Raw genomic sequence first — 11609 nt, forward strand, 5'->3', positions numbered from 1 at the left:
TTAGTTCAACAGTTGGATAGGTTGGTCAGTAGGGAACTCAATACGGCCTTGGATTAGCCATTGCTCGTCATGTGGAGTCAACTCAAGGAACCATGGGCCTTGGAGCTCACTATCAAGAGCAATGCGATATTGCCCCAAAGCATTAGCAGTAACAAGCTTAGTGAAATCATGATCAGGAAGCGTTCGATGCGCAAACATCGCGGTAATCGCTGGGTAATGTTCTAATTCACCCTTATCAAACTGGATAATGACCGTGTTGCCATCGGAATGAACGGATGCATTAAGCCCTAATTCTTTAGTCACGTTGACTCTGGAGATATCAACGTTAATGCCTTTACCTTTCTTATAGTAATCTTCAGTTACTAGGTGAACTGAGTGGTTGGTAAGTATAGCAACTCGCACCAAAGTTAACATTGAAACGCCAACACTTAGGAAGAGTAGAAACCACGGCCAAAACTGCTTATACCAAGGCTTTTCCATATAAAAACTCTCAATCTATAACAAAATAAAATTAATATTTTACAAACACTTAGGAAACTTACTTTAAAAGAAAAAAAGCCCCTAATAAAGGGGCTGTTATTGAAATGTTACTTATTACTCTTGCTCGGTATTACTTAAGCCCCAAACGTAGCAGAAACAAGTTGAATCTTGTCTTCGCCGAGGATGTCTTTCCAAGCAGGCATCACACCAGAGCGGCCGTATAAGATAGTTTCCGTTACGTCTGCACGTGAGCCACCAAACAACCAAACTTGGTCTGTTAGGTCTGGAGCACCCACAGCTGGGTTGCCTTTACCGTCTGTACCGTGACAAGCAGCACACACAGCAAAGCGAGCTTTACCTGCTTCAGCTTCTCGAACATTCACAGAGCGGCCTGACAGGCTAAGTGTGTAGCTTACCACTTCACGTACGCCGTCTTCGCCAAGTACATCTTTCCAACCTGGCATTTGACCGACACGGCCTTGCATCAAGCTTGTTACGATAGCTTCAGGCTCACCGCCGTACAGCCACGCATCGTCAGTTAGGTTAGGGAAACCTTTTTGACCACGTGCATCTGAACCGTGACACTGAGAACAGTTTTGTAGGAACAAACGTTGGCCTACTTTTACTGCTTCAGAATCCGCAGCGATTTCAGGAATAGGACGCAGAGTCGTGCCATCTTCCTGATAAGCTAGGCGCTTAAACGCTTCACCAAAGTAGGCTTCAGCATCGTCTAGTTCTTTCGCATACTGGTTCAACTGCTTGTTCTGCTGCGCTTTAGCAATAGAAGCTTTCGACTCTTCTAAAGAACGAACCGTTTGATCCGAGCTCTGCCAACCTAACACGCCTTTGAAATTACCCAATCCTGGGTAAAGGGTTAGATAGATTGCTGCGAAGATGAACGTACCTACGAAAAGATAAGTCCACCACTTAGGCAATGGGTTGTTTAACTCACGAATACCATCGTATTCGTGGCCCATATCATCGCCTTCCTCAACACCCATTTTGTCTTTTAGGCACCACATCAAAAGAGCAGCACAGCCAAGCAGGGTACCAACGGTGATTACGATGATCCATAGACTCCAAAATGTAGTCATTACTTAGTCACTCCTTGATCTTCTGAAGAGGTTTTCTGCTCATCGGCAAAGATAAGGTTGGCCGCTTCGTCGAAACGCGCTTTACGGCTTTTGCCGTATGCCCACCAAACAATACCAATGAAGCTAACAAACAACACTATGGTCCAAATACTGTGAATAGTACCGATATCCATAATCTCTCCTTACTTCATCGCATGGCCAAGAGACTGAAGGTAAGCGATGATTGCATCCATCTCTGTTTTTCCTTCAACATCTTTTGCCGCGTTCGCAATCTGCTCGTCTGTGTATGGCACACCGAACTGATTCTTAAATATCTCAAGCTTCTTCTGAGTATGCTTGCCATCCAATAGGTTTTCTTCTAACCAAGGGAAGCCAGGCATGTTTGACTCAGGAACAAGCTCACGAGGGTCAATAAGGTGAACACGATGCCATTCATCAGAGTAACGACCACCTACGCGCGCTAGATCTGGACCAGTACGTTTTGAACCCCACAGGAATGGGTGTTCCCAAACGTGCTCGCCAGCCACTGAGTAGTGACCATAACGCTCAGTTTCTGAACGGAATGGGCGTATCATTTGACTGTGACAAACATTACAACCTTCACGGATGTAAATATCACGACCTTCCATCTCTAAAGCAGTATACGGACGAAGGTTTTCAACCGGTTCAGTCGTTTGCTTTTGGAAGATAAGAGGTGTGATCTCTACCAAGGCACCCAAGCTGATAGCAAAAACGATCAAGATGGCTAATAGGCCTACGTTTTTCTCAACTAACTCATGGCGATTTTTGGAATTATTGCTCATTCTCCATCTCCTTAAGCCGGTTGCTGAATAGCTTTCAAGCTATCTTTAGGTGCAGCGATAGTTTTGTATGTGTTGTAAGCCATTAGGAACATACCTGAAAGGAAGATAAATCCACCAATGAAACGTACTGTGTAGTACGGGTATGAAGCTTGTACAGACTCAACAAAACTGTATGTTAGCGTACCGTCAGAGTTCACTGCACGCCACATTAGGCCTTGCATTACCCCTGAAATCCACATCGCTACGATGTATAGAACCGTACCAATAGTTGCTAACCAAAAGTGAACATTGATCAGGCTTACTGAGTACATGCGTTCTTGACCAAAGAGGCGAGGTACTAAGTGATAAACTGAACCAATAGAAACCATTGCAACCCAACCTAACGCACCAGAGTGAACGTGACCAACAGTCCAGTCTGTGTAGTGAGAAAGTGCGTTAACTGTCTTAATAGACATCATAGGGCCTTCGAACGTTGACATACCGTAGAACGAGAGTGACACAATTAGGAAACGAAGGATTGGGTCATAACGAAGCTTATGCCATGCGCCAGATAGGGTCATGATACCGTTGATCATACCACCCCATGATGGAGCAAATAACACAAGAGACATCACCATACCTAGTGACTGAGTCCAGTCAGGTAGGGCCGTGTAGTGTAAGTGGTGCGGACCTGCCCAGATGTATAGAGAAACTAGCGCCCAAAAGTGGACAATAGATAAACGGTAAGAATAGACAGGACGCTCAGCTTGCTTAGGAACGAAGTAATACATCATACCTAAGAAACCCGCTGTCAGTAGGAAACCTACAGCGTTGTGTCCATACCACCATTGAACCATTGCATCAACGGCACCAGAGTAAATTGAGTATGACTTCCCGTATGAAACAGGGATCGCCATGCTATTTACGATGTGAAGAACTGCGACAGTAATAATGAAGGCTCCGAAGAACCAGTTCGCTACATAAATGTGAGAGGTCTTACGCTTAATCAATGTTCCGAAGAACACGACCGCATAAGCGACCCAAACGAGGGTAATAGCGATATCGATTGGCCATTCAAGTTCTGCGTACTCTTTACCTGAGGTTAAACCCAGAGGAAGAGAAATGGCGGCGGCTAAAATAATAGCTTGCCAACCCCAGAAGGTGAATGCGACCAAAGGGCCACCAAATAGACGTGTTTGACAGGTGCGCTGAACAACATAATAAGATGTTGCAAAAAGGGCACTTGTACCAAACGCAAAAATAACCGCATTAGTATGCAGAGGACGTAATCGGCTATACGTCAACCACGGCGTATCAAAGTTTAGCTGTGGCCAAACTAATTGAGCGGCAATCAAAACACCTACAGCCATACCGACAATACCCCATAATATGGTCACCAGGGTAAATTGACGAACGACGGTATAATTGTAGTTTTGTTCAAGCTGCTTTTCTTGGCTCATTTGCATGCTTCCAATTTCTAATTAACTACACTTTACTTCCAACACGACAGATGTCGTAATGCCACCCAAATCTGCAAAATTTGCCCACTTAAAAACGAAGTTGAAAAATCTTGCCGATTTTAAAAAAAAGTGGCATTTTCAGCTCACGACTATACTTGAATTAACAATTCAATGACAGAGTAGTAACCTTACACTCGGTTGGGTTTTGACTATTTATTTCAAAAGTTTGAAGTTTGTTACACGAGGAAACCACCTTATGCCGGCTCAGAAGCTTACCAGAGCTCGTTTTGTACAAATAATCATCATGTTAACGATACTTATTGTTGCTTTTTTTTGGCGCACTTTAACTCATAAGAACCGCGTATATTTCGATTGCAACTTGACAACAATTTGTACATTTAAAGTAAATGATGATGCTTATACGCTATCTAATAAGCCCGGAAATTTTGAAGTTATGACCGACACCAACGATCCATCAATTACACTCACGCACAACCAAGAAATCATCCCAAAAACAGAGGACGGTTGGTTACTCAGCAAAGAACTGTTTAAAGAAGGGGACAACGAGCTTGTTCTAAACTACACCGAACTGGACTTCGTAATTCGCGTAAATGATCAATAGATAAGAACCTAGATCGTAGACGTGACTATAGTGCCTATTAAAATCAATGAGTTTGGGGTATAAATAGGAAAACTTTTGATTACATGTCTTTGATGCAAATTTCCACAAGAGTTACCCATAATCCATCTGAAACTTTGGCAGTAGAAGCGCTTCTCTCTGATCTGATCACTGACAGCTTGAAGAGTGTTTTGTGTTATTTCACCGAAGACTATGATGAACATGCGCTCAGAGCTGCTTTTGTCGACTCCCTTCCCAAGAACGTTTCTTTGATAGGCGCATCTACCTGCCGAGGCTTAATGACTAATACTGGCGTTCACACCGGTCAAGTCGTCGCAGTAATGGCCATTTATGATGACGAACATAGCGCTTATGGGAACACCCTATGCCGCATACAAAAAGACATAAGCATCAGCGAAACCGTCTCGGCGAGCATTGATAAGACCCTTGAGAATCTCGATAGAGTCGGCGAAGCGCCCAATTTTATCGTTCTACATGCCACGCCGGGTATCGAAGAAGAAGTCATTGCCACTATCGACCAAAAATTCGGTCTGCCAATACCCATTATTGGAGGAAGTGCAGCTGATAATCACATCGCAGGTAACTGGTCTTTGTTTACAGAAGAGGCCGCTGTGAATGAAGGTGCGGCTATTCAACTCTTCTTTTCTTCTTCGAACATCACCACTAATTTCAGCGCAGGTTACATCCCAACAGAGTTCAACGGTATTGCAACTAAGGTACAAGGAAGGGAGCTTCTAGAAATAGACCACCAACCCGCGCAAAGTGTCTATCGTGAATGGATTGCAGATCATGCAGGTATAGAGGTTCCAAAAGGCTTTGTGTTCGATCTCGTCACACAGTACCCGCTGGGCAGAGTCGCTGGCACCGTTTTTGAACAGCCTTACTTCAAGCTTTCTCATCCAATCAAGATAACAGGAGAAGAGGGCATCCATCTATTTACTGGCATCTGTCAGGGTGACAATGTCACATTAATGTCGGGAAGTATAGAGCAGTTGATCCATCGGGGAGCCAGAGTTGTTAAAGAAACAAAACGAAACTATAGCTTCGAAGCAAAAGAAATTGGAGCAGTATGCATCATTTGTGCTGGTTCAATGCTGCTTATCAAAGACGAACTAGAATCCCTCTATATACAAATCAAAAATGAATTAAAGGACACGCCGTTTATCTGTCCATTTACCTTTGGTGAACAAGGGAGGTTTGTTGGCGGGGATACCGGCATGGTAACCTCATGTTCTCTGCCGCCAGTTTTTACGAGTCGAGTTAACCATACAGTATGAACATTTCTCAAAGTGAACAACTCAACGAACTGATGCTTGAACTCGAGCAAAGCAGGCAACGTGAAAAACAACTAGCGAAAGAGAACCATACCATTCTCAGGGCCTTATCGAGTATAACCACATCCGAAAACCATCATCAGATTTTCAAAGAGATCAAAAGAGTGCTCTCTCTATATATAGATTTTGATGACTTTGTGGTTCTAACTCGAACCGACAGTTCGCAGCTGTTCCAAACTTTATTGACGACAAATCAAGTATTTAATGATTATACTTGGCAACGAGAAAACAAGTTTTCAAGGGCGGTAGCAGGTGAATGCATCATTTTGTTTCAACCCAATGTGTTGGTAGAGTTCTCGGGATTTAACTCACTAATTAGAGACGAACTACAGTCAGCGCTTTTAATCGGTGTAAAAGGTCAAGTATCTGAATCCATCATCCTGTTGCTTGGGAGAAGAAAAGGGCAGTTCGATATCCAAACCAGAGAACGACTTAAGAGGTTCAAACCGCTAATTGAGAGGGCGATCATTGATATTGAGAACAAAGAGCAACTTCAAAAACTCGTTCAACACAGAACTTGTGAGTTAGAAAAAGCCCAGCAAAAAGCTATCGAAGCAAACAACGCAAAATCACAGTTCCTGGCGATGATGAGCCATGAAATCAGAACGCCACTCAATGCGATCTTGGGGCTAATCGATGTCCTTACTAGCGATACAGAAAAAACTACGCATCTTACCATGCTTGGGCAAATGGAAGCGTCGGCAGAACTGCTATTAGTCATTATCAATGACATTCTCGATCTTACGAAAATTGAAACAGGGCATTTTGACCTTAATCTTCAATGGGTAAGTATCGTAGATGAGTTCGATAATGGCTTAAGTCACCTAAGGCAACTCGCTGAAAAGAAAGGCCTAGTTTTCAACTGTCACTGTAACATTGATGAAGAGAGCGAATATTGGATGGATCCAACTCGGTTCTCTCAAGTGATCTTCAATTTAGTGGGTAATGCGGTGAAGTTTACTCACTCAGGAAACATCACCGTCGTCCTTCAAGAAGCCGATGGTCGACTTACACTCGCAGTCCAAGATACGGGCATTGGTATATCAGAAGAGGTGAAAGATTCTCTGTTTTCGCCATTCAAGCAAGCTGACGGGTCGATTACTCGCAATTATGGCGGAACAGGGTTAGGGCTTACGATTACCAAACATCTAGCCAGAATCATGGGCGGTGAGATTGCCATCCAAAGTGAACTTGGGATCGGCTCTACGTTTGAGGTGGAAATTCCAATCAAGAAACGCTTAAAAGTCGACTCGGTTAATTCAGCAGGTCGTTCATTAAAGGTGGGCGAAAGATTAAATGTTCTCGTTGTAGAAGATACTAAGACCAACCAGATGGTGATTGAGCTCGTCCTAAAGAACCATGGGTTAGACGTGTCCATCTTAAACAATGGCAAAGAGGCGTGCGATTTCTTCAAGGACAACTCGAACAGCTGCAACATTGACTTAATTTTGATGGACTTGTCCATGCCCGAAATGGACGGGCTCACTGCGAGCAGAGCCTTACGTAATATGGGGGTTAATCTACCGATCATTGCATTGACTGCACACGTAATGGAACAAGACAAACAAGAATGCATTAAAGCAGGAATGAATGGCTTTGTTGCAAAGCCAATTCGCAGCGAAGACATCATAGCGACAATCAATGATGTCTTTGAAAGAGCCTAATAATCAGAATACCAATCTTTGATTAGGTAACTGATTATTAGGTATTTTATGGTAAATCACTTATGTTTAATCTGTGTGAGTTAGAAAGGAGTATGGGCCACAAACTCAGCCAGATTTCACGTAGCATTACACATAATTTAACATAATATACATAATGCGCACTGAGATAGGGTTTCTACAGCACTGGTTTTGGCTACCATCAATGTGGCTAAAGCCATTGATATTCCTTGGAATCCACGCCCGTTAAACTTTTTTGCGATGTTCGCCCACGCTTGCTGAGCTTTAAATTCTTTTGCTTTATCTGCGGCCAAATACACCAACACTTCTTCTGCATCCATTCCTATGGTTTCCGCCATAAAAAGTGCTTCTTTTTCAGTTAGATAGCGTCGACCATTTCTAATTGCACTGATTTTCTGACGACTTAAGCCTAAGTCATGCGCAATTTGCTTGTCTTGTATGTAGTTTTTCGCCGTTTTATAGGCATCTAACAGTTCATTTGAGTACATGGAAAATCCTCCGTCCTGTTAATTGTATACCCGAAGTCCACAAAAAGCGGTCTTTACAGTATCGTTTTTTGTGTCCTACAGTATACGGAAATCGATACTTAATCGTATTTGACTACCTTGGGCGTTAGCCCTTGACGCTTTTGCTCTTGGTGGTCACTCGCACTCAGTCAAGGAGTTAGATTATGAAACCGCTAGATTTAAGCAATGCTGTTATTTTAGACACGGAAACCACTGGCCTAGATAAATGGGCGCAAGTTATCGAAGTATCCATTATTGATGCGTTACACGGTAACACTATTTACACGTCACTCATCTGCCCATCAAAGCCAATCCCTGTTGACGCTACCGACATTCACGGCATTACCTATGATGATGTTCGCCATTCTCCAACGATTGCTGACGCATGGCATGACATCCGCACCGCTTTATCTGGTCGTGACATTCTGATTTACAACGCTGATTTCGACACTCGTTTGTTGCTTCAATCACTGCGTTATTCTGGTTTAGAGTTTGCTTCCTTCGATTTACAACGCCAATTCATCAATGAACTGTCTACTCAATGCGTCATGCTTTGGTACGCCGATTTCTACCAAGAAGAAGACCCATACCACGGTGATTACAAGTGGCAACGCCTCACTAATGCCTGTGTTCAACAGGAAATTGATACATCTGATTTAAAGGCGCACCGAGCCTCTGCTGATTGTGAAATGACTCGCCGCCTTGTTCATGCCGTTAACGCTCAACTACAGGCTTAATCCCATGGGCGACTTCATCTACTTCGACAATGAGCCAAATGTGGGAATCAATGTGTATTTCCCATGGGGTCATCACTTCTTTAAAAATCGCCAACAGTTCGATGCATACATGGCGATGCATTACGGCAGTGACGCTTATCAGCTCGTCGAAATCACCGATGAAAACTATCAGGAATTGGTACGCAAAGGAGTGTTTCATGCAATCTAAGAAACCTCACCAATACCATGATGAAGTTCGCCCCGTCATTGTTGACCACTTGGCCTTTTCATTTCCCCTATCCAACCTCACCCACTTGGATAAGTCGAACGACCAAGACTTTATCAACTTGCAGTTCCCTGAGTTTCGTCAGCCAAAAGCAATCACGCCCGAAGCCATAGAACGTGCGGCCATCAATCACAAAACCAAGGTCATGAAAGTTCTGGCGCATCGCCTTGATGAATTCATGGAAAAGGTCTTCAAGTTCCGTCTGTCTCCTATGCGTGGCCGTGGCTTACATGGCTATGAAGATTCGATGGTCATTCTTGATATGACGGGAACGGTTGAGTGTGGCTTGATTGGTATCGGTGGCAACCAAGACACCATCTTTATTCAAGTAAACGGCTCAGGTTGTAAAAAGCTGTTTAGCCACATTACACCACAAAAACTGCATTGGTGGCTCTCCTCTATTTTGGGTGTCACTCGCCTATCCCGTCTCGACTTGGCCGTCGACGACTACACCGGAAACTTTGACTGCCAGTATGCGCAGATGTGCTTTTATGAGGGTGCATTTCGCACCGCCAAGAAAGGCCGTGGCCCAACAATGGTCCCTCATAAACGTATCTCTCAATCTGGTGAACTCTTTGAAGAAGCCACCATTGTTGGTTCTCGTTCTTCAACGGTTTATTGGCGTGTCTACAACAAGAAGTTAGAGCAAAAAATCACAGACCCTAACGTCATTTGGTACCGCAACGAAGTGGAACTAAAGAAAGTCGATATTGATTACCTCGCCTCGCCTGCCTCGGCCTTTGCTGGACTGTGTGACTTTGCGGCCAGTATCGAACCTGCCGAGCCTGTGAAATTCGAAAAACTCAAGAAAGTACAAGGTCTTGAATTCTTCGGGCGTATTGCTTGGGCTCGTCGTCAATGTGGTACGGCACTGGCTGAAATCATCGCGATGACTGAGGGAGATTTAGGGGAAGCCTTTGGCATGTTGATACCCCAAAAACACAGACGGGCTGACTTCGAACTAATCGGCGTCCCCGACTCATACCAATCACTTATGAACAATGTAATGGAGTCAAGGTAATGGCAGTAATCATCACAGGGATTGCAGTAAAACGCTTCCCGAAATCAGGTCAAGAAATGGCGGAACTGAGCGTTCTTCGTGAAGTTGAAACCGTTCAAGTAGAGAAGTTCGAACAATACGGCATCGGCTTTAACACCGATATTCCGTTTAACAAACAGGCGTTAAAAATGGATGTGGCTTACGCCAAGAAACTCATTGAATCACGCGCCTTTGTCCCAAACACGCCTTACGATTTGTCGTTTGGTGCAAACCCTAATGATCCGTTAGAGATTCTGGTCACTGAACTTAAGCCAGAAGATGACGGCGTGAAAAAGCACTTTACCGAGTCACTTAAAGCGGCCAATTAATCATGTATTCGTTCGACGCGCTTCCAGAAATCATCACCGCCATTCAGTGGTTCTTAGCGATTCTCTTGAGCGCATCGGGCTTCCTATATTGGCTGTCTACGAGGTAACACCATGTACGTTCTAGTTTGTAGTCAGCCAGTTGTCGAAAACACCTGTCCATCAGGATGGAAAACCATGGCGTTAACTCAGTTAATGCCGCAATACCTAACCGTCAGCGAGTTGATGTTATTAGCTCCTATTACGCTTGTCTTTTTCGCAACTTGCTACGGTTTTCGAAAACTCAATGAGAGGTAAACACCATGAAAAATCTAGTTAAACGCACTAAACAATTTGGCAAAAAAGCCGCGGTCGCAACATCTGTCGCGCTAGCAACTTCAGCCCCTGCCTTTGCATCGACTTCAATCGATGTGACTGAAGCTGTGGCCGTTGTAGCAGGTTTCGTCGTTGCTGCGGTCGCACTGGGTATCGCTTACATCAAGTTGTCTGCAACCAAAAAAGGTCTGGGAAAACTCGGCGGTTAATCACCTTCCAAGCTTGCTGCTAATCACTGGGGGATGTTCTGCGTCCCCCTTTTTTATGGAGAAAAAAGGTAATGGACTATGACACTCGATACTTACGTAATCGTCACTTTCTTTATGGGGTTCTACTTCTTGCACAGTTAATCCTATTCACACCAAAGGCCAGCGCTGAAACCATCCCCAAACGGGACGTTTGGCAATGTGTGCAAAATCACCCTAACTCTGTTTATGAAACCGTCGCGTTTGTTGAAAACTCAAATCAATGTTTGCCTCTCATTGATTCAAAGATCCCCAATCTACCCTGTTTAGCACCGCCATTTATAAAGCCAGTCGCTTCCTCTACACATCACGTAATGTGCGTTTATAGGGATTCATACCCCATTTTCGATATGGTTATCGGAGATGCTTATCTAATTAGGAATAGGTGCCCAACGTCACACCCTATCGACAATGGTGATGGTACTTGTTCAAACGATGTTCCTAGCCCAATCACTTGCAATGACCCGCAAGTCACCAAAGATATTGAATTTGAGCAGTTGGCCTGTCAGCAAGGTAATCCAAATTCGAGTCTTTATGATGTCGATTTTCAATGGTCGTGCTCTGAAAACCCAGCGCCTCAATACCCTAACGTTTCAACGTCATGTAACTACAATCCAAATGATTGTGTGGTTGGCTTAACGTGTGGCAATGAACAAGACGTTCCACATTGCGACCCAACGAGTGAAGAGTGCCGATACCCGACC

14 protein-coding genes and 1 pseudogene are annotated in these 11609 nt (G+C 44.1%); 9 read left to right on the forward strand and 6 right to left on the reverse strand.

Translation table 11 applies throughout. From position 1 onward, the window contains the following. The 5 genes and pseudogenes from UA76_RS06120 to ccoN all read right to left on the reverse strand — a co-directional run bounded on the left by UA76_RS06120 (position 1) and on the right by ccoN (position 3816). Positions 1–480 carry a FixH family protein gene (locus UA76_RS06120; protein ID WP_047044018.1) on the reverse strand — a complete coding sequence of 160 codons (480 nt, stop codon included), beginning with the start codon at positions 478–480 and terminating at the stop codon, positions 1–3. Between the two features lie 114 nt (positions 481–594). After that, positions 595–1574: pseudogene (gene ccoP, locus UA76_RS06125) on the reverse strand (cytochrome-c oxidase, cbb3-type subunit III). Then, entirely contained in the window at positions 1574–1747 is a 174-nt protein-coding gene (locus UA76_RS06130; protein WP_047044020.1) for a CcoQ/FixQ family Cbb3-type cytochrome c oxidase assembly chaperone, read from the reverse strand. The pseudogene ccoP and the gene UA76_RS06130 overlap by 1 nt, the downstream one beginning before the upstream one ends. Before the next feature lie 9 nt (positions 1748–1756). After that, entirely contained in the window at positions 1757–2377 is a 621-nt protein-coding gene (ccoO, locus tag UA76_RS06135) for a cytochrome-c oxidase, cbb3-type subunit II (protein ID WP_047044022.1), read from the reverse strand. A gap of 11 nt (positions 2378–2388) precedes the next feature. Further along, on the reverse strand, positions 2389–3816 hold the full coding sequence (gene ccoN, locus UA76_RS06140) for a cytochrome-c oxidase, cbb3-type subunit I (protein ID WP_047044024.1): 1428 nt from the start codon (positions 3814–3816) through the stop codon (positions 2389–2391). 454 nt (positions 3817–4270) lie between these two features. On the opposite strand from ccoN, the gene UA76_RS23835 reads away from it, so the two are divergent. The 3 genes from UA76_RS23835 (at position 4271) to UA76_RS06155 (ending at position 7454) form a co-directional block, all read left to right on the forward strand. Then, positions 4271–4438 carry a hypothetical protein gene (locus UA76_RS23835; protein WP_162198936.1) on the forward strand — a complete coding sequence of 56 codons (168 nt, stop codon included), beginning with the start codon at positions 4271–4273 and terminating at the stop codon, positions 4436–4438. A gap of 83 nt (positions 4439–4521) precedes the next feature. Beyond that, the gene (locus UA76_RS06150; RefSeq protein WP_238322193.1) at positions 4522–5733 is read left to right on the forward strand and encodes an FIST signal transduction protein; all 1212 of its coding nucleotides are present in this window, start codon (positions 4522–4524) and stop codon (positions 5731–5733) included. Beyond that, positions 5730–7454 (forward strand): ATP-binding protein, encoded by a 1725-nt coding sequence (locus tag UA76_RS06155; protein WP_047044028.1) that lies wholly within the window; start codon positions 5730–5732, stop codon positions 7452–7454. Before UA76_RS06150 ends, UA76_RS06155 begins: the two co-directional genes overlap by 4 nt. A 137-nt stretch (positions 7455–7591) precedes the next feature. On the opposite strand, the gene UA76_RS06160 is transcribed toward UA76_RS06155, so the two are convergent. After that, on the reverse strand, positions 7592–7960 hold the full coding sequence (locus tag UA76_RS06160; RefSeq protein ID WP_047044030.1) for a DUF3693 domain-containing protein: 369 nt from the start codon (positions 7958–7960) through the stop codon (positions 7592–7594). A gap of 182 nt (positions 7961–8142) precedes the next feature. Here UA76_RS06160 and UA76_RS06165 point away from each other — a divergent pair, with 182 nt between their 5' ends. The 6 genes from UA76_RS06165 to UA76_RS23625 form a co-directional block, all read left to right on the forward strand. Next, positions 8143–8715 (forward strand): 3'-5' exonuclease, encoded by a 573-nt coding sequence (locus UA76_RS06165; protein ID WP_047044032.1) that lies wholly within the window; start codon positions 8143–8145, stop codon positions 8713–8715. A 4-nt stretch (positions 8716–8719) separates the two neighbouring features. Next, positions 8720–8923 (forward strand): hypothetical protein, encoded by a 204-nt coding sequence (locus tag UA76_RS06170; protein WP_047044033.1) that lies wholly within the window; start codon positions 8720–8722, stop codon positions 8921–8923. After that, a complete protein-coding gene (locus UA76_RS06175) occupies positions 8913–10001 on the forward strand; it encodes a replication initiation factor domain-containing protein (protein ID WP_047044034.1) in 1089 nt (362 codons plus the stop codon). Before UA76_RS06170 ends, UA76_RS06175 begins: the two co-directional genes overlap by 11 nt. Continuing rightward, positions 10001–10348: a DUF1293 domain-containing protein gene (locus tag UA76_RS06180; RefSeq protein WP_047044037.1), complete on the forward strand. Its 348-nt coding sequence runs from the start codon at positions 10001–10003 to the stop codon at positions 10346–10348. Before UA76_RS06175 ends, UA76_RS06180 begins: the two co-directional genes overlap by 1 nt. 299 nt (positions 10349–10647) lie before the next feature. Further along, entirely contained in the window at positions 10648–10869 is a 222-nt protein-coding gene (locus tag UA76_RS06185) for a hypothetical protein (protein WP_047044038.1), read from the forward strand. 71 nt (positions 10870–10940) lie between these two features. Beyond that, positions 10941–11609 (forward strand): hypothetical protein (locus UA76_RS23625; protein WP_157617582.1); only part of this gene is annotated, 669 nt, incomplete at its 3' end.

Origin of the sequence: Vibrio mexicanus (assembly GCF_001012815.1) — a bacterium.
GTDB classification, from domain to species: Bacteria; Pseudomonadota; Gammaproteobacteria; order Enterobacterales; family Vibrionaceae; genus Vibrio; species Vibrio mexicanus.